This is a genomic window from Burkholderia sp. MSMB1459WGS (assembly GCF_001534535.1).
Taxonomy (GTDB): domain Bacteria; phylum Pseudomonadota; class Gammaproteobacteria; order Burkholderiales; family Burkholderiaceae; genus Burkholderia.
Window position 1 is genome coordinate 708038 of sequence record NZ_LPMU01000023.1, and the last position, 18842, is coordinate 726879.

Annotated in this window: 17 protein-coding genes; 10 read left to right on the forward strand and 7 right to left on the reverse strand. The window is 66.0% G+C overall.

The window, feature by feature from the left end; all coding sequences use genetic code 11:
• Positions 1 to 11 precede the first annotated feature (11 nt).
• The 5 genes from WT97_RS10785 (at position 12) to WT97_RS10805 (ending at position 7693) form a co-directional block, all read left to right on the forward strand.
• A complete protein-coding gene (locus WT97_RS10785) occupies positions 12 to 935 on the forward strand; it encodes a LysR family transcriptional regulator (RefSeq protein WP_060353403.1) in 924 nt (307 codons plus the stop codon).
• Between the two features lie 20 nt (positions 936 to 955).
• A complete protein-coding gene (locus WT97_RS10790) occupies positions 956 to 1630 on the forward strand; it encodes a response regulator transcription factor (protein ID WP_059500288.1) in 675 nt (224 codons plus the stop codon).
• A gap of 154 nt (positions 1631 to 1784) precedes the next feature.
• A complete protein-coding gene (locus WT97_RS10795; RefSeq protein WP_060031827.1) occupies positions 1785 to 5039 on the forward strand; it encodes an efflux RND transporter permease subunit in 3255 nt (1084 codons plus the stop codon).
• On the forward strand, positions 5029 to 6234 hold the full coding sequence (locus WT97_RS10800; protein WP_060353404.1) for an efflux RND transporter periplasmic adaptor subunit: 1206 nt from the start codon (positions 5029 to 5031) through the stop codon (positions 6232 to 6234). Before WT97_RS10795 ends, WT97_RS10800 begins: the two co-directional genes overlap by 11 nt.
• The gene (locus WT97_RS10805; protein ID WP_060353405.1) at positions 6227 to 7693 is read left to right on the forward strand and encodes an efflux transporter outer membrane subunit; all 1467 of its coding nucleotides are present in this window, start codon (positions 6227 to 6229) and stop codon (positions 7691 to 7693) included. Before WT97_RS10800 ends, WT97_RS10805 begins: the two co-directional genes overlap by 8 nt.
• A gap of 87 nt (positions 7694 to 7780) precedes the next feature.
• Here WT97_RS10805 and WT97_RS10810 read toward each other — a convergent pair whose 3' ends face one another.
• Positions 7781 to 8956, reverse strand: coding sequence for a porin (locus WT97_RS10810; protein ID WP_060353471.1), 1176 nt, complete (start codon positions 8954 to 8956; stop codon positions 7781 to 7783).
• A 329-nt stretch (positions 8957 to 9285) separates the two neighbouring features.
• Here WT97_RS10810 and WT97_RS10815 point away from each other — a divergent pair, with 329 nt between their 5' ends.
• Together WT97_RS10815 and WT97_RS34550 are read left to right on the forward strand one after the other, a co-directional pair.
• The gene (locus WT97_RS10815; RefSeq protein WP_059500284.1) at positions 9286 to 9558 is read left to right on the forward strand and encodes a DUF4148 domain-containing protein; all 273 of its coding nucleotides are present in this window, start codon (positions 9286 to 9288) and stop codon (positions 9556 to 9558) included.
• A 69-nt stretch (positions 9559 to 9627) separates the two neighbouring features.
• Entirely contained in the window at positions 9628 to 9783 is a 156-nt protein-coding gene (locus tag WT97_RS34550) for a hypothetical protein (RefSeq protein WP_179949769.1), read from the forward strand.
• 68 nt (positions 9784 to 9851) lie between these two features.
• On the opposite strand, the gene WT97_RS10820 is transcribed toward WT97_RS34550, so the two are convergent.
• From WT97_RS10820 to WT97_RS10835, 4 genes are all read right to left on the reverse strand, one after another.
• Entirely contained in the window at positions 9852 to 10535 is a 684-nt protein-coding gene (locus tag WT97_RS10820; protein WP_060353406.1) for a response regulator transcription factor, read from the reverse strand.
• Positions 10536 to 10593: 58 nt separating this feature from the next.
• Complete coding sequence (locus WT97_RS10825) at positions 10594 to 12012, reverse strand: HAMP domain-containing sensor histidine kinase (RefSeq protein ID WP_060353407.1); 1419 nt, start codon at positions 12010 to 12012, stop codon at positions 10594 to 10596.
• Positions 12005 to 12682 carry a response regulator transcription factor gene (locus WT97_RS10830; protein ID WP_034206160.1) on the reverse strand — a complete coding sequence of 226 codons (678 nt, stop codon included), beginning with the start codon at positions 12680 to 12682 and terminating at the stop codon, positions 12005 to 12007. The genes WT97_RS10825 and WT97_RS10830 overlap by 8 nt, the downstream gene beginning before the upstream one ends.
• Before the next feature lie 361 nt (positions 12683 to 13043).
• A complete protein-coding gene (locus WT97_RS10835; RefSeq protein ID WP_257128478.1) occupies positions 13044 to 13238 on the reverse strand; it encodes a hypothetical protein in 195 nt (64 codons plus the stop codon).
• A 289-nt stretch (positions 13239 to 13527) separates the two neighbouring features.
• On the opposite strand from WT97_RS10835, the gene WT97_RS10840 reads away from it, so the two are divergent.
• Positions 13528 to 13833, forward strand: a complete 306-nt coding sequence (locus tag WT97_RS10840; RefSeq protein ID WP_059500280.1) for a DUF4148 domain-containing protein — start codon at positions 13528 to 13530, stop codon at positions 13831 to 13833.
• A 430-nt stretch (positions 13834 to 14263) separates the two neighbouring features.
• Positions 14264 to 15433, forward strand: a complete 1170-nt coding sequence (locus WT97_RS10845; RefSeq protein WP_060353409.1) for a porin — start codon at positions 14264 to 14266, stop codon at positions 15431 to 15433.
• 251 nt (positions 15434 to 15684) lie between these two features.
• Here the strand turns inward: WT97_RS10845 and WT97_RS10850 are convergent, their stop codons facing one another.
• Together WT97_RS10850 and WT97_RS10855 are read right to left on the reverse strand one after the other, a co-directional pair.
• Positions 15685 to 16674, reverse strand: coding sequence for a quinone oxidoreductase (locus WT97_RS10850; RefSeq protein ID WP_060353472.1), 990 nt, complete (start codon positions 16672 to 16674; stop codon positions 15685 to 15687).
• A 132-nt stretch (positions 16675 to 16806) separates the two neighbouring features.
• Positions 16807 to 17766 (reverse strand): aldo/keto reductase, encoded by a 960-nt coding sequence (locus WT97_RS10855; protein ID WP_060353410.1) that lies wholly within the window; start codon positions 17764 to 17766, stop codon positions 16807 to 16809.
• 170 nt (positions 17767 to 17936) lie between these two features.
• Between WT97_RS10855 and WT97_RS10860 the strand changes: the two genes are divergently transcribed.
• Positions 17937 to 18836 carry an AraC family transcriptional regulator gene (locus tag WT97_RS10860; RefSeq protein ID WP_059500277.1) on the forward strand — a complete coding sequence of 300 codons (900 nt, stop codon included), beginning with the start codon at positions 17937 to 17939 and terminating at the stop codon, positions 18834 to 18836.
• Positions 18837 to 18842 lie beyond the last annotated feature (6 nt).

The following is an 18842-nucleotide window of genomic DNA, read 5'->3' on the forward strand; positions in this document are numbered from 1 at the left end:
CCTCGCCGATCATGAACCAACTGCAAGCGATGCGTGTGTTCACGCGTGTGGTCGAATTATCGAGCTTCAGCCTCGCCGCACGTCAGCTCGGCATGTCGGCCGCCGCGGTCACGCGCAGCGTCGGCATGCTCGAGGCACATCTGAATATGCGCCTGTTGAACCGGACCACGCGCAGCCTGTCGCTCACCGAGACGGGCCGCGAATATCTCGACGGCTGCCGCGCGATCATCGAGAAGCTCGACGAGATCGAATCGAATCTCGCGCAGGTCAATCGCGACCCGCACGGTACGCTGCGCATCGCCGCATCGGCAACCTCGGTTGCGGCCGGGCTGGGCGCACTGCTTTCCACGTATCGCCTCGCGCATCCGCGCGTGCGATTCGACGTGACGACCTTCGATATCCAGGTCGACATGGTGGAAGGCGGCTACGACGTATGCTTCTGCGACGATCACCGCCTCGTCAACTCGACCTTCGTGTCGCGCACCTTGACGATCGTTCGCGACGTGATCGTCGCTTCTCCCGACTACCTCGCGCGCCACGGCACGCCTGTCGAGCCGGCCGAACTGAATACGCACTGCCTGCTGACCGTGTCGAATGGCGCCGCGCGCAACTGGGCGTTCTCGGACGTCGACGGGTGCTCTCGCATCGACACCGGCAATGCGCTGGCGTCGACCAGCAACACGATGGTGCGGATCGCGGCGCTCAATCACATGGGCATCGCGCAATTGCCGCATCCGCTCGTTGCCGACGATCTCGCGCGCGGCGCCTTGGTGCCGATTCTCGAACGCTACGACGTGAACGGCGGGCCGCGCTGCGTATCGATCCTCTACCCGAGCCGCAATTATCTGTCCACGAAAGTGCGCAGCTTCATCGACTACGCGGTCGATCACTATCGCACGCCCGAGCGCACGGCCATGCAGCTTGCCGCAGCCTGATTCCGCCGATCGCGTACGCCATGGCTCACATCCTGACGATCGAAGACGATCCGCTGATCGCGGATCACATCGCGCACACGCTGCGTGCCGAAGGCCACCGGATCGACATCGCGCGCACCGGCCGCGACGGCATGGCCCGGGCGATGAGCGCGAACTACGACGTCGTCACGCTCGATCGCATGCTGCCCGACCTCGACGGGCTGACGATCCTCGCAACGATGCGAGGCGTCGGCCTCGATACGCCGGTACTCGTGATGAGTTCGATGGCCGACGTCGACCAGCGTATCCAGGGGCTGCGCGCAGGCGGCGACGACTACCTCGTCAAGCCGTTCTCGCTCGAAGAAATGTGCGCGCGCATCGACGTGCTGATTCGCCGGCGGCCGCGCGGCACGCACGTCGAGACGGTGCTGCGCGCCGGCGAGCTGGCGCTCGACCTGGTGCGGCGACGCGCCACGCTGGGCGCGCGCGAGCTCGCGCTGCTGCCGACCGAGTCCCGCGTACTCGAATTCATGATGCGCAACGCCGGCCGCGTGCTCACGCGCACGATGATCTTCGAGGCCGTGTGGGGCTGCCGCTTCGATCCCGGTACGAACCTGATCGACGTGCACATCGGCCGCCTGCGCAAGAAGGTGAACCGGCCAGGCGCGGCGCCGCTGATCCGCACGATCCGAGGCTCGGGCTACATGCTCGGTTGAATCCGCCCGCTACTTAAAACTTGTTTCATCTTTTTTGCGACCCGTTGTTAGGGGCTGCTCCGCAGAATGCGGTCGTCGGATGCGCATCGGTGTTTTCCCGAAGGCGCGCACATCCGGCTCTTCTTCACGACGCTTTTGAACGGAGCAGCATCTCATGCTGAAAATTGTCCGGCTCGCGCTCACGCGGCCCTATACGTTCGTCGTACTGGCGCTGCTGATCCTGATCGCGGGCCCACTCGCTGCAGTCCGCACGCCGATCGACATCTTCCCGGACATCCGCATCCCGGTGATCAGCGTCGTCTGGAACTACGCCGGATTGCAGCCGGACGACATGTCCGGGCGCGTGATCACCTACTACGAGCGCACGCTCGGCACGACGGTCAACGACGTCCAGCATATCGAGTCGCAATCGTTCCGCGGCTACGGCATCGTGAAGATCTTCTTCCAGCCGACCGTCGATATCCGCACGGCGACCGCGCAGGTCACCTCGATCTCGCAGACAGTGCTCAAGCAGATGCCGCCCGGCACCACGCCGCCGCAGATCCTCAACTACAACGCGTCGACCGTGCCCGTACTGCAGATCGCGCTGACCAGCGACACGCTCGACGAACAGAAGCTGGGCGATTATGCGGTCAACTTCATTCGGCCGCAGTTGCTGTCGGTGCCGGGCGTCGCGATTCCGACGCCGTACGGCGGCAAGACGCGCGAAGTACAGATCGACCTCGACCCGCAGGCGTTGCAGTCGAAAGGGCTGTCGGCGCAGGACGTCGCGCACGCGCTCGCACAGCAGAATCAGATCATCCCGGCCGGCACGCAGAAGATCGGCCGCTTCGAATACAACATCAAGCTCAACAACAGCCCGCTCGCGCTCGACGCGTTGAACGACCTGCCGATCAAGTCGGTCGGCGGCACGACGATTTACATCCGCGACGTCGCACACGTGCGCGACGGCTACCCGCCGCAGGGCAACATCGTGCGCGTGGACGGCCACCGCGCGGTGTTGATGAGCATCCTGAAGAACGGCTCGGCATCGACGCTCGACATCATCGCGGGCGTGAAGGCGAAGCTGCCGCTCGTCGAACAGACGCTGCCGCCGGGTCTGAAGCTCGTCACGATGGGCGACCAGTCGACCTTCGTGAACGGCGCCGTCAGCGGCGTGGCGCGCGAAGGCATCATCGCGGCCGCGCTGACCTCGCTGATGATCCTGCTGTTCCTCGGCTCGTGGCGCTCGACGCTGATCATCGCCGCGTCGATCCCGCTGGCCGTGCTCTCGGCGATCGCGCTGCTCGCGGCCACCGGCGAAACGCTGAACGTGATGACGCTCGGCGGCCTCGCGCTCGCGGTCGGGATCCTCGTCGACGATGCGACGGTGACGATCGAGAACGTGAACTGGCACCTCGAACAGGGCAAGGACACGCGCACCGCGATCGTCGACGGCGCGAAACAGATCGTGATGCCGGCGCTCGTCTCGCTGATGTGCATCTGCATCGTGTTCGTGCCGATGCTGATGCTCGACGGCATCTCGCGCTTTCTGTTCGTGCCGATGGCCAAGGCGGTGATCTTCTCGATGGTGTCGTCGTTCGTGCTGTCGCGCACCTTCGTGCCGATGCTCGCGCAATATCTGCTCAAGCCGCATGCGTCGGCCGGTCACGCATCGGGCGAACTGGCCGCGGTGATGGACCCGCACGCGGGCCACACCGGCGCGCATGACGTCCCGCCATCGCGCAATCCGCTGGTGCGGTTCCAGCGTGCGTTCGAGCGCCGCTTCGAGTCCGTGCGCGCGTCGTACCGGATCCTGCTGGGCCTCGCGCTCACGCGCCGCAAGCCGTTCGTCGCCGCCTTCCTCTGCATCGTGGCCGCGTCCTTCCTGCTCGCACCGTCGCTCGGCCGCAATTTCTTCCCGACCATCGATTCCGGCGAGATCGCGCTGCACGTGCGCGCGCCGGTCGGCACGCGTGTCGAGGAAACCGCCGCCGAGCTCGACCGCATCGAAAACACGATTCGTAGCGTGATCCCGCCCGCGCAATTACGCGAAGTGATCGACAACATCGGCTTGCCGAACAGCGGGATCAACCTGACCTACAACAACAGCGGCACGCTCGGGCCGCAGGACGGCGACATCCTGATCTCGCTGTCGCGCGATCACGCGCCGACCGCCGACTACGTGCGCACGCTGCGCGAACGCCTGCCGCGCGCCTATCCGGGCACCACGTTCTCGTTCCTGCCCGCCGACATCGTCAGCCAGATCCTCAACTTCGGCGCACCGGCCCCGGTCGACCTGCAGGTGGCCGGCCCCAACCAGCAGGCCAACCTCGCTTATGCGCGCGAGCTGTACCGCAAGCTGCGCCTGATCGCGGGGGTCGCCGACCCGCGCATCCAGCAGGCCAGCACCTATCCGCAGTTCACGGTGACGGTCGACCGCACGCGCGCCGACCAGCTCGGTATCACCGAGCAGGACGTGACGAACTCGGTGGTCGCGACACTCGCCGGCACCAGCCAGGTCGACCCGACCTACTGGCTCAACCCGCGCAACGGCGTGTCCTATCCGATCGTCGCGCAAACGCCGCAGTACAGGATGACCACGCTGTCGGCGCTGCAGAACCTGCCGGTCACCGGCGCGAACGGCCAGTCCCAGCTGCTGGGCGGCCTGGCCACGATCACGCGGGGTGTCGGCAACGCGGTGGTGTCGCACTACAACATCGAACCGCTGTTCGACATCTACGCGACCACCCAGGGGCGCGACCTCGGCGCGGTCGCGGCCGACATCGACGATATCGTCAAGGCCACCGCGAAGGATGTGCCCAAGGGCTCGACCGTCACGCTGCGCGGCCAGGTGCAGACCATGAACGGCGCGTTCGCCGGCCTGCTGCTCGGCCTCGTGGGCGCGATCGTGCTGATCTACCTGCTGATCGTCGTGAACTTCCACTCGTGGGCCGACGCATTCGTGATCGTCTCGGCGCTGCCGGCGGCGCTGGCCGGCATCGTGTGGATGCTGTTCACCACGCATACGCCGCTGTCGGTGCCGGCGCTGACCGGCGCGATCCTGTGCATGGGCGTGGCCACCGCCAACTCGATCCTCGTCGTCAGTTTCGCGCGCGAGCGCCTGGCGGAAACGGGTAACGCGCTGGCCTCCGCGCTCGAAGCCGGTTTCACGCGTTTCCGCCCGGTGCTGATGACCGCGCTCGCGATGATCATCGGCATGGCGCCGATGGCGCTCGGCCTCGGCGACGGCGGCGAGCAGAACGCGCCGCTCGGCCGCGCCGTGATCGGCGGCCTCGCGTGCGCGACGATCGCGACGCTGTTCTTCGTGCCCGTCGTGTTCAGCCTCGTGCATCGGCGCGACGCGCTGAAGCACGACGCGCCCCGCGCTTCCTCCCCTTCCGCGTCCGGAGCTTCCCATGTCCACTGAGATCGATATCAAGTCGCCGAAACGGCTGCCCAACCTCAAGCTCGTCGCCACGATCACCGCGCTGATCGCGGTCGGCATCGTGGCGACCGGCATCGTCGGCCGCGCGCACGCGAAACAGGAAATGACCCGGTGGTCCGCCGAACAAGCGGTGCCGACCGTGGTCGCGTACACGCCATCGACCGGCGGAGACGGCGCAACGCTCGTGCTGCCCGGCCACCTGTCCGCGTTCGAAAGCGCGCCGATCCACGCGCAGGTGTCGGGCTACCTGCATGCGTGGTACGCCGATATCGGCGCGCACGTGAAGTCGGGGCAGTTGCTCGGGCTGATCGATACGCCCGAACTCGACCAGCAACTGCAACAGGCGCGCGCCGACCTGCAGAGCGCGCTCGCCAACGAGAAGCTTGCCGCGTCCACGGCCGCGCGCTGGACCAGGATGCTCGCGCAGGATTCGGTGTCGCAGCAGGAAACCGACGAGAAGACCAGCGACCTCGCGGCCAAGCAGGCGATCGTCGCCGCCAACGAGGCCAACGTGCGACGCCTCGACGCGCTCGAGGCGTTCAAGCGCATCGTCGCGCCATTCGACGGCGTCGTCACCGCGCGCAAGACCGACATCGGCCAGTTGATCTCGGCCGGCGGCGGCGCCGGCCCGGAGCTGTTTGCCGTGTCCGACGTCCACCGGATGCGCGTCTACGTGAGCGTGCCGCAGAGCGAGGCCGCCGCGATCCGGCCCGGCATGACGGCCACGCTGACCGTGCCGGAACATCCGGGCGAGACCTTCCGTGCGACGCTCGCCGACACCGACGACTCGATCGCCGATTCGACCGGCACACTGCTCGTGCAGTTGATGGTCGACAACCCTGCAGGCAAGCTGATTCCCGGCGAATACACCGAAGTGCATTTCGCGCTGCCGGCCGACAGCACCCATGCGTTGACGATTCCGGCCAGCTCGTTGATCTTCCGGCAGGCCGGCCTCCAGGTCGCCGTGGTCGGCAAGGACAATCGCGCGGTGTTCAAACCCGTGACGATCGCGACCGACCTCGGTACGCACGTGCAGATCGCGACCGGCCTCGCACCGGACGATCGCGTGATCGACAACCCGCCCGACTCGCTCTCGGCCGGCGACCCGGTCAGGCTCGCGGCGCCGGCCCGCGCCATCGCGTCGGCCGCGCGCGATACGGAGCGTGCGCATGGCTAACCGGCTTCGGCTCAGCGCGCTGCTCGCCGGCGTCGCGTTTCTGTCCGCGTGCTCGTTCGCGCCCGCCTATCGTGTGCCGCAGACGGCGCTGCCGGCCAGCTTCAAGGAAGCGGATGGCTGGCAGGCCGCGAAACCGGCCGACCGCATCGCGCGCGACGGCTGGTGGAAGGCGTTCCGCGATCCCGTGCTCGACCGGCTCGAAGCGCAGGTAAGCGTGGCCAACCCCGACGTGGCCGCAGCCGTGGCCCGCCACGACGAGGCGGCCGCGCTGTTCGATCAGGCGCGCTCGGGGCTGTTCCCGACCATCGGCCTCGGCGCGCAGGTCTCGAGCAACCGTCAATCGGCCACGCGGCCGCTGCGCGGCTCGAACCAGCCGAACGTCTATGGCGCCAACACGCTCGACGCCGGCTTCGACTACGACCTCGACTTGTGGGGGAAAGTCCGCAACGAGGTCGCGGCCGGGCGCGCCGACGCCCAGGCCAGCGCCGACGATCTCGCGTCGGTGCGGCTGAGCCTGCAGGCGAGCCTCGCCAGCGCGTACTTCAGCCTGCGCGGGCTCGATCAGCAACAACGGCTGCTGACCGACACGATCGACACCTACCAGCGCGCGCTGCGCCTGACGATGAGCCGGCACGCAGGCGGCATCGCGTCCGACCTCGACGTCTCGCGCGCGCGAACGCAGCTCGATTCGGCCCGCGCGTCGGCCGAGGACGTACGCGCGCGGCGCGCGCTCTACGAACACTCGATCGCGACGCTCGCGGGCGTGCCGGCGTCGTCGTTCTCGCTGACGCCGAACCTGAACGTGGCGTATCTGCCGACGATCCCGCCCGGCATTCCCGCGACGCTGCTGCAGCGGCGTCCCGACGTGGCGGCCGCCGAACGGCGCATGGCCGCCGCCAACGCGAAGATCGGCGTGGTACGCGCGGCGTTCTTCCCCGACATCACGCTCGGGCTGGTCGGCGGCTACCAGAGCTCGGGCCTCGGTCACTGGCTCAGCGCGCCGAACGAGATCTGGTCGATCGGGCCCAGCCTCGCGCTGACGCTGTTCGACGGCGGCCGGCGCCAGGCGCTCACCGCCCAGGCGCGCGCACAGTTGGCCGAGAACGGCGCGAAATACCGCGCAGTGGTGCTCGACGCGTGCCGCCAAGTGGAAGACAACCTCGCACTCGCGCACCACCTCGGCGACGAAGCCGAGCGCGAGCAGGAGGCGCTCGACGCGGCCGAACGCACGTTGCAGTTGTCGATGTCGCGCTATCGGGACGGCGTCGTCAGCTATCTCGACGTGGTGACGGCGCAGGCCACCGAGCTGGATACGAAGGTCGCGATGCTGGAGCTGGACACGCGCCGGCAACTGGCGGCGGTGGGGTTGATCGCCGCGCTGGGCGGCGGGTGGTCGGCGGATGAAGCCGCAGCCGATACGCAAGCATCGGCCGCGCTGCCGGCTCGTTCAACGAACTGAATCCTTCGCGACATGGACGAGGCGTGTCGCATTTCAAGGCACCCGTCGCGAGGACGGGTGCCGTTTTTTTTACGTCGGACTTGCGGCTCAGAACTTGTGACGGATGCCGGCTGCGACCACGGCCTGACGATCGTTGCCTGACGCTGCCAGGTTGAAGATCCCCGCGTTGCCGAGCACCGCGACGCCGTCGGCGCCTGTCACACGCTGGTACACGCCTTCCAGATAGAGGTCGGTGCGGCGCGACAGCGCATAGTCGGCCTGCAGCATGAACTGGTTCCACTTCGGCGCGATGCCGCGGCCCGCATCGTCGAAGCGGCCCTGCGTGAACGTATAGGCGCCGCCTAGCGAGAAGGCCGGCGTGACGAAGTAGCGTCCGTTCAGTTCGTAGTTGCTGAAGGTCAGCAACTGGCCGTTCACACGGCCGTATGCGCCGCCCTGCGACAGCTCGCGCGGGTCGTTCAGGATCGTTCTGGTGTAGACCAGGCCGATCGACGCATAGTCGAACGCATAGTGCGCGCCGGCGCCGAACGTGCGCCAGCGGCCGCCGGCCAGCATCGCGTCGCCATCCGAACTGCTCAGCGAACCGCCGGTGTTCTGCGGTGCGTTCACGCCGCCCGGCTGGTTCGACTGCAGGTACGCGACGGCGAGGTCGACCGGGCCGTTCGCATACTGCGCGCCGATGCTGTATGCGTTGTTGTTGCTGAACCCGCCGCCCTGATTGCTGAAGCCGTACGCGCCGCCGAACGTGAAGCCGCCGTAGTTTGCACTGCGGAACTTCACCGCGTTGTTCATCCGCGTGTCATTGGCGAGATTGTCGTTGTCGTACGGATGATCGGCGAGGTTGCCGCCAAATCCCGACCCCGTCGCCGACAGCGGCGCGACGAAGTCGACCAGGAAATCGTATTGGCGGCCGAGCGTGACGGTGCCCCACTGGCGGCTCGCGAGGCCGACCCACGCCTGGCGGCCGAACTCGTCGCCGCCGTTGCCGAACTTGCCGTTTGCGACGTTGAAGCCGTTCTCGAGGGTGAACACGGCGGCCAGGCCGCCGCCGAGATCCTCGTTGCCGCGCAGCCCCCAGCGCGACGTGCTGACGTTGCCGCTCTGCAGGCCGTAGACGGGCCCTGCGCCCGCGGCCGATTTCTGGTTGCTGATGTAGTCCAGGCCCGCGTCGATCGTGCCGTACAGCGTCACGCTGCTCTGCGCATGCGCCGAACTCGCCAGCAGGCACGCGACGGCTGCCGGAATTGCCAGATATTTCTTCATGATGGTTTCGTTGGAGTGGATCGGTCTGCTCGCATCGCCGGCCCGTGCGACATGGCCGCTCGTGCGCGATGCGATGGTGCCCAATTTAGGCAGCGGGCATGACAGCGCCGTTATCGAAACGGCCCGAAAAATGAAACCTGCTTCATCTTGACGACATACCGGTTTCACGTCTCCGCGAATGCGCGCCTGTGCATGAATTTCTTTTCACGTTGCGTATGCCGATCCGCTAACGCCCCTCCTCTATGCTTGTCCTCAACCCGTGCGCGACGCCGACATCGACACGCCGCGCCCGGGGAGATGCCCAGTCGATCATCATGAGGACTCCAAACATGAAAACCACCAGCATCGTCGCCGCCGCCATGCTTGCGGCAATCGGCACGCTGTCCGTGCCCGCGTTTGCACTGACCGGCAGTCAGCCGATCCGGATGTCGCCGGCCGCCACCAAGGACGGCACGCCCGGCACGCAGGCCGCCGGCCAGTGGGTGCCGCCCTACGGCCAGCCGATCCACGAGAAGACCCGCGCCGAGGTCCATGCCGAGCTCGTGCAGGCCGAACAGGACGGGCAGCTCAAGTACCTGAACTCCACGCTCTATTCGCATTGATGGGTGCGACCGTGCGGCCGGGCGCGCTGCCCGGCGCACGCCGGCTGTTCCCAGCATTGCCCGCCATCCATGAAGCTGCTTTCCCTGCTCGCCCGTTCTGCCCGTCTCATGCTCCTCGCGATTGCCGCCGGCGCCATGTTGTCCGCCTGTGCCTCCGCGCAGCCCGACGGCCCCGGCAATTGTGTCGGTCCGCCCGACTTCTGCGTGCCCTTCTTCGGCTCGTAAACGCACGACGGGCGCGCTGCCGCCGGCAGGGCGCCCGTCGCGTCGGTTACGCGGCCGATATCGCGCGCTCATGCGTCCGGCAGCGTCAGCTGGTAGCCATAGCGGCTCACCGTATCGATGCGGACGTCGGGCAGATGCCGCGCGAGCTTACGGCGTAGCCGCGACACCACGAGATTGACGCTCGACGGATCGACATCCTCCTTGTCCTGCCATACATACCGGATCAATTGGTCGCGCGGCACCGGCGCGTTCGGATGACGCATCAGGCATTCGAGCAACAGGAACTCCCGGCGTGTCACGGCGAGGCGCAGCTTGCCGTCCTTGAGCTCGCGCGCGAGTGTCCCGACCGCGGACGCACCCGCGATCGAACGGCCCGCATCGCGCGGCCCGGCCAGCCGCTGCAACGCCTCCAGGCGTTCGTGCAGCTCGATGAACGAATACGGTGCGCAGAAACATGCATCGGCGCCCGCGCGCAACATATGGATGCGTTCGCGCGCCGACGCCTCGCCGATCAGCACCACGAGCGCGGCGCCGCCGCCGTCGGCAACGAAACCCGGCAGCATCCCGAGCAACGCGGCATCGCTGCCGGGCTCGAACGCGGTCGCGACGATCGCGTCGAAAGCCTCCTGCGACGCGAGGAACAGGCCGTCGCGCAGATCGTCGGCGCGCTGCACGCTGTGCCCGCTTTCCAGCAGCGCCTTGTGCAGCCACGACGCTTCCGGATGCGGCGAAGTCGCGAGCAGGATGCGCATCGTCAGCCGGCCTCGCGGTTGCAATATGCGATCGCGTGCAGCGTCGTCCGGACGGCCATCATCCCAGCGACCTCGGCCAGCATTCGATCGTCACGCGCGTGCCGGGTGCGGCATTGCCGATCCGCAGCGTGAAATCGTGCACGTTGACGACCGTCGACACGATGCTCAGGCCGAGGCCAGCCCCGCCGAGATGCCCGGTGCGACGGCTGCGGTAGCGATACCGCAGCACCGCGTCGCGCTCGTCGGCTGCGATGCCCGGGCCGTTGTCGATCACGTCGATGCGCGGACCGGACGGCGTGTCATGAAGCTCCAGGCGTACCGTATCGCCCGCCGTCGTGTACTTGAGCGCGTTGTCGAGCAAGTTGCTCAGCGCCTCGAACAACAGCGCGCGATCGCCGTGAATCCGCGCCACCGGCTCGACGGACTGCACGAACTGGATCGCGCGGCTATCCGCGAGCGGTTCGAACAACTGCCCGACGTCCACGACCAGATCCTCCAGCGACAGCTCCGCAAATCCGCCGCGTCGCTGCAAGGAGCCGATTTCGGCGATACGCAGCATCGCCCGGAAACGATCGAGCAACACGTCGGTCTCGTTGCGCGCACGCGAGACGAGACGCTCCAGCACGGCATCGTCGAGCCGCTCCGCGCGCTGCGCCGCCTGCGCGAGCAGCGTGTGCACGTGTGCGAGCGGTGTCCGCAAGTCATGCGCGATGCCGTCGCAGACACCCTTTACCTCGTTCATGAGCCGCTCGATCTCCTCGAGCATATGGTTGACGAGATGGGACAGCAGATCGATCTCGTCGTGTCCGCCCACCGGCAGCCGCTGGCCGAGATCGCCCTGCGCAATGCACTGCGTGATGCGCCGGACTTCCTTCAGACGCCGCATTTGCCGCACGCTGAGCATCAAGCCGCCCACGACGCCCGTGCCAAGACAGAGCAGCCCGCCGCCGACCAGCGCCTGGATGATCGCCGCGCGGATTCGCAGGATGTGCGTGAGGTCGCGTCCGAGCACCAGCACGTCGCCGTTTGCGCGCCGCTCCGCCATCGTGCGGACGACCGGCGGCACCTGGTCTCCCGCGATCGGCATCGTGTGATCGAGCGTCACGCCGCTGCGGTTCGGCTGCAGGCCGGCGGGCAACGCCAGCACATCGCCGGCAATATGCCTGCCGTCCGCGGTAAAGAGCCCGTAGTAGTTGGTATGCATCCGCTCGTGCTCGATCCGGTGCAGGATCGCGGCAGCAAGCTGGTCGTCCTGTATCGAATCGAAATAGATCATCTGCCAATCGATCACCGTGTCGGTTTCCCGTTCCATGTCGTGCGTGATCACCGATGCGATGACACCGAGCAGCAGCATGACCGACACGGAGAACGTGACGGCATAGACCGACACCAGGCGAAACGTACTCGAGTACCAGCGTCGCGCGGGTGCCGGCTGGACCTGTTGTGCGGCGCACGCCACGGTAGCCGGTTCAGCCAAGGCGATACCCCGCGCCGCGTACCGTCTGGATCATCTGCTTCGCATCGGGGGGATCGATCTTCTTGCGCAACCGGCCCATGTGCACTTCGATCAGGTTCGTGCCGGGATCGAAGTGATAGCCCCATACGGCCTCGAACAACATCGTCCGCGTAATGGTTTGCCCGGCATTGCGCATCATGTATTCGAGCACGCGATACTCGGTCGGCAACAGCACGATTTCTTCGCCGTCGCGAAACGCCTTGCGCGAGATCAGGTCGAGCTTGAGGGGGCCGACGACCAGCGTCGTGTCGAACGGAGCCGGCGCGGCCTGGCTCCGGCGCAGCAGCACCTCCAGGCGCGCGGCCATTTCCTCGGGATCGAACGGCTTGGTCAGGTAGTCGTCGCCCCCCGCACGCAGCCCGCGCACCCGTTCGTCGACATCGCCGAGCGCGCTCAGCATCAGCACGGGTGTGCGCACCCCGACGCTGCGCATCGTGGTCAGGATCGTGAGGCCATCGACGACCGGCAGCATCCGGTCGAGCGTGATCACGTCGAACTCGTTGCCGAGCGCGCGCGCCATGCCATCGCGCCCGTTCGCCACCCATTCGACCGTAAAGCCGCGCCCCTCCAGCTCCCTGACTATTTCGTTCGCGGTGATTTCGTCGTCTTCGATCGTGAGGACGTGCGCGATGGCCGTACGCTCCTCGGCCAGCGTGTCAGGCAAGTTGAGTTCGTTGCCCGGGGAAGCGGATGATGCCATGTACGATTCTCGTCTTCGTCGAAGGGACGTATGCGCGTCGATACCCGACGACCGAACGCGCTCGTGCAGAGCTTATGCGCGCACGCATAAAAGATGCACATCGGCTTCGTGAAGAAAGTTTCATATCCGGCAGCATGGCGTCCAGACCGTCTTCGATTCTGGCCGATGCGTCGTCGCAACGGAGGCCGGGAACGACGCGGCATGCGGGCCGTTGCGACACGATGCCGTACCGTGACCATCAGTGCACACCGGCCGGCGCGACCGGCTGCGAACCGAGCGACGCAACGCGCGATCAGCGCTGGTGAGATCGTGTGCCCGATCCGTCCGTACGATGCGACGCGAGATCGCGTGCGGCATCGATCGCGCGATCCGTCCGTTCGGCTTTCGCATGCGCGAGCGTCACGTCGGCGATCGCGAGCCCGGTTCCCTGCACCTTCGCGAACGCCGGCAGCGACGCACACGTCAGCGCGACCAGTCCAGTCATCATGACCGTTGATTTCATTGCATTACCTCAGGCGTGTACCGCGCGGCGCACGGCATCGATCGATTCGTTGCTCGACGATACGCCGCAGCGCCTAACCATCCGGAAACACGCACATGAAGGATTCTTTAAATTCCCATGCGACAGCCGATGCATGGACGGATCCGCGCTTGCCTAAAACATCTTTCATCATCGCGCTGCCGTTTAGATAGCCCACCGTGCCTAATCTTCGTCTCGCGGCCGACGCAGGCATTCTGCCGTACGGCCTCTACCCAACGCTATCCAGGAGCCGAAGATGAATCATCCCGTCCGTTACCTCGTCTGCGCCGCCATGCTCGCATCGAGCGTCTGCGCGCATGCCGAGACGAAGCTCACGTCGGCGCAATGCCATGACTATCCGTTCGTGCATACGAAAGGCCCGGTCTCCCACCGGCAGCTCGTCAACGAACTGAACGAGCTGGAATCCGTCGGTTACAACCCGTCGTCCGGCGACGAGAGCAGCTATCCGGACGACATCGATTCGGCACAGGCGCGCCTGATGCAGAAGTATCAGCACGATTGCGCCGGTGCGGCCAACACCGTCGCGTCGAACGGCAACTGAATCGTCTGCGGCAACCGTTCTCCGAGTTTGCGCGCGAGCCTCGCGGCCGCGCGCTTTTTTTTTGGTGGATGCGACTCGATCGTCGACGGCACACGCGACCGTTTCCTCGTGCGCTTTGCCCCGACATTCCGTTTCGATATGTCGACTTTTCACGCGAATAAAAACTTCATGTCAACCGGCGAAAAACAGAAAACAACACATCGCCAAGCGTTCGATATGCCAGGCGACTCCAAGGCACCCCATCTTTGCGCGTGAACGTCCATCGCCGCATGACACTTTCGAATACTGAAAGATAGTCTTTCCATGCACGTTGCGGCGCCCGCTTTTCCTCTGCCTACACTGCCTCGTCCGCCGAGATCGCATTTCGGGACGACATCGACGTCGGCGCCATCCGTCGCCGACTACCCAACCACACCATCAGAGCAACGAAATGAAACGTCAATCGATGAAACCGTGCTGGTTCGCATTCGCGCCGGCGCTCCTGCTCGCCGGTGCGGCGCACGCACAGCAGAGCATCACGCTATACGGGCTGATCGACGAAGGCCTCAACTTCACGAGCAACGCAGGCGGCCATCGCGCATGGCAGATGTCGAGCGGAGACACATTCGGCAGCCGATGGGGCTTGAAAGGCAGTGAAGACCTGGGCGGCGGCGACAAGGCCATCTTTCAGCTCGAAAACGGCTTCAACGTGAACAGCGGCAAGCTCGGTCAGGATTCGAGCATGTTCGGCCGCCAGGCGTTCGTGGGCCTGTCGTCTTCACGGTATGGCACGCTCACGCTCGGACGCCAGTACGACACCAGCGTCGACGCGCTCGGCTTCGGCGGTATCACGGCGGCCGGCAACTGGGCGGGCGACATCGCTACCCACCCGTTCGACAACGACAATACGGACTGGGATTTCCGCGTCGACAATGCCGTCAAGTATGTCACTCCGACATACCGCGGACTCACGGCGGAAGCGATGTACGGCTTCAGCAACCAGCCCGGCGGCTTCTCGAACAACCGCGTCTGGGGCGCCACGCTGAACTACCAGAGCGGCAACCTGACGGCGGCGGCGTCCTACCTGAAGCTCGACAATCCGGGGCTCGCCGCGGGCGGCGCGGTCAGCAGTGGCGATCTCTTCAACGGGTCGTCGCAGCAGGACATCGGCGTAGCGGCTTCCTACCAGTTTACCCACGTACTCGTTGGCGCCGCGTGGTCCCATGTCGATGTCTACAACCCCGCCGGTAATGCATGGATCGACAATTCCACCCTGCAGAACGGTGCGACGTGGAATGCGTGGAAATTCGACAACTTCGAACTCAATGCTCAGTACTACTTTACTCATGCCCTATGGCTGGGAGCGTCCTATACGTTCACCATGGCGCATCTGTATACGTCCGACACGAAATATGTCCCCAAGTGGCACCAGATCGGCATGATGCTCGACTATGACCTGAGCAAGCGCACTTCGCTGTATCTGCAAGGTGCGTGGCAGCATGTCGTCAGCGCTCGTACCGGCACCGGCTTTGACGAAGCCCAGATCGTGGACGCATCGGCTGACGCGTCGTCCGGGCCGAACCAGATGGTTTATCGCATCGGCATGTTGCATCGTTTCTAGCCCGCGAGACGCCCGCACCGGAACCCGCTGGGCGCGGCTTCGGTGCGGGCGCCGGCATGTCGATCGGCATTCGATGCGAATCATCGTCATGAATTCGCTCGATTACACGCGGGCACACGTGCTCACTCTTCGTGCGGGATGCCTTCGATCGGACACTCCGGTGTGCCGGGCGTAGCGCGCGTGAGCGCTTCGACACGGCGACGCCTGCGCATCGCCGGCTCGGCGTCCGCGTCGCATGAATGCCGGTGGGGCTACCCGATGTCCATCACTGCCTTGCCCGACTGGCGGCGCTCCTCGAGCGCAGCATGCGCTTCTTCGACGTTGTCCAGCGTGTAGCGCCCGTTGATTTCCACATGCAACGCACCCTGTGCGACGGCGGCGAACACGTCGTCGGCGCGGCGCTGCACGGTGATCGCGTCGGCGAGATGATCGGCGAGCCGCGGGCGTGTCAGGAAAAGCGAGCCGGCTTCGCCGAGTTCGTAGGGATCGAGATCGCGGATCGGGCCGGTCACCGAGCCGTAGTTGACGACCAGCCCGCGCACCCGGGTCGCACGGAAGCTGTCGCGCAAAGTGGTCTTGCCGACGGCATCGAACACCACGTCCACGCCGCGACCGTCGGTCAGTTCGCGGATGCGGTCCGCGAAGCCGCCGTTCTCGTAGAACAGCACGTGATCCGCCCCGCGCGCACGCGCGATCGCGGCTTTGTCGGCCGTGCTCGTCGTGGCGAACACTTCGACGCCCCGCCGCTTCGCCAACTGCACCAGCAATTGGCCGATACCGCCCGAGGCCGCATGGACGAGGCAGGTCATGCCGGCTTCGAGCTTCCCGACGTCGTCGAGCAGATAATGCGCGGTCGAACCCTGAAAGATCGCTGCTGCGGCGAGATCGTACGCAATGTCGTCCGGGATGCGTGCGAGCCGCGCGGCGGGTACGACTGCATACTGGGCGTATGCCCCCCAGACGATGCACCACGCGACGCGATCGCCGGTGCGCACGGATGTGACGCTCGCCCCCACCTCGACGACCTCCCCTGCGCCTTCCATGCCGAGCGTGCACGGAATCCGCACGGGATAGGTACGCGAATCGCGGTACTTCCCCTGTCGCGTATGAACGTCCATGAAGTTGATGCCGGCCGCGACCACACGCACCAGCACTTCGCCCGCGCCCGGTTTCGGCACGTCGATATCCACTCGACGCAGCACGTCGGGGCCGCCGTATTCATGAATCTGAATGGCTCGCATGAGCATGTCTCCTTCGTTCGATCACGTTTGCACGACAGGCACGTCTTGTCGCGGCGCATCGACGAAACGGTGCGTCGACGTGGGGCAGCACGACATCGGCATCGACGTCGGCGGCGCTTGCGCGCACGGCATTCAGGTCTGCATCTCGTGTTCCCACCAGCCGCGCGTGTTCACGTCCGCAGCGTCGGCGAGCGCTTCCAGCCCGGCGATTTCGTCGGCGGCAAGCGCGATGCGGCTGGCTCGAACCAGGCCATCGACATGATCGGGCCTGGTCACGCCGACGATCGGCGTCGTTCCCTTGGCGATGGCCCAGGCCGTCGCGACATCGGACGCTGCTGCCCCGCGCGTCCGACCGATCGCGGCGAGTGCGTCCGTCAGCGCTTTCAGCCGAGGCAGCATGCGATTGTAGGTCTGCGCCCGGTTGCTGCCTTCCGGCAAAGGATGCGCCGGACCGTACTTGCCGCTCAACGCGCCCTGCTCGAGCACCATATAGGCGAAGAACGGGATGCCGCGATTGCGGCAATAGTCGAGGATGCCGGCGCGTTCGGAATCGCGATAGAGGAGACTGTAGTGGTTCTGGATGGCTTCGACCCGAAACCCGGCTTCGCCGAGAATCCGGTCGGCGTGTTCGATTTCGCTCAGGTCGTGATTCGAGACGCCGACGTGCCTGATCTTCCCGTTCTCGAGCAACCGAATCAGGTGCGGCGTCCATCGCGCCACATCGGCCGGATTGTGAATCCAGTAGAGGTCGATGTAATCCGTACCGAGGCGGGCCAGACTCTGCTCCAGCATGTCCGCCACCGGATCGGCGCCGGTTCCCGCGGCCTGCGGGGTGAATTTCGTGGAAAGCCGGTAGTCGCTGCGCGCGAAGCGCTTCAGCACTTCGCCGAGTAAGGTCTCCGAACGGCCCATGCCGTACACCATGGCGGTGTCCCAGAAGCCGAATCCGGCCGCATGGGCCTTGTCGGCGACTTCTTCCAGGCCGGCCCGGGTGAGGCTGCTGCCGAAGTAGCCATCGCCTGCCTCGCCGCTGTCGCCCCAGGCCCACGTGCCCAGCGCGATCGTGGGTGTCATCGTATTGTCGGTTGTCATGTCGGATCCCTGTTCGTCTGGCGACCGGGTTTGCCGTGCCCCGGCTGCCAGGAACACTATGCTGTACCGCGCCGCCGAACCGTGAGCCCGATACCCCGAAATAGCTGCACGATCCTCCGGAATCAGGTTCGCATTGCCGCCCTCCCGCGTGGCATGCGATAGTCGGACGCATGGAAACACTGACCGAAATCGCTTCCGTCATTGCCCGGCATATCTCGACGGATGGCTTCCAGGCCACGCCGATCGAGCGCGTGACGCTCGTTCGATCGTCCACGGTGACGATGCCGATGCCGAACGTCTACCGGCCGCAACTCTGCCTCGTCGCGCAGGGGCACAAGGAGGTCACGCTGGGCGAGCGCATCTTCAAATACGCACCGGGGCGCTACGGGGTCGTGACCTACGACCTGCCGGCAACGGGCCGTGTGGTCGACGCGACGCCCGACAAACCGTACCTGTGCCTGTACCTCGATTTCGATCCGGTCATGCTGGCGGATCTGGCACTGCGCGTGCCACCGCCACCGGACGCGCCCTTCCCGCCGATCGGCAAGACGGTGTCCGACGCCGGCGCCGGCCTGCTCGACGCGGCGCTGCGCCTGTTGCGCCTGCTCGACGATCCGGCCGGGCTGCCGGTGCTCGGGCCGCTTGCCGAGCAGGAGATCCTCTATCACCTGCTCGCCGGCCCCGACGGCGCCAGGATGCGTCACATTACCGCCAGCCAGGGCCGGCTGGCTCAGGTCGGTCGCGCCATCGCATGGCTCGGCAAGCATTTCCGGGAACGGTTCAGCATCGAGCGGCTTGCCGCGGAAGCCGGCATGAGTCCGTCGAGCCTGCACGAGCATTTTCGCGCCGTGACGGCGATGACGCCGTTGCAGTTTCAGAAGCAACTCAGGCTGCAGCAAGCGCGCAGCCTGATGCTGGTGCACGACATCGACGTCACGACCGCCGCCTTCCGCGTGGGTTACGAGAGCACATCGCAGTTCAGCCGCGAATATCGCCGTCATTTTGGAGAATCGCCGGCACGCGACATCGCTCGCTTGCGCGCTTCGGCGGATTCGGCAGTGGTCACTTGAGTCGGG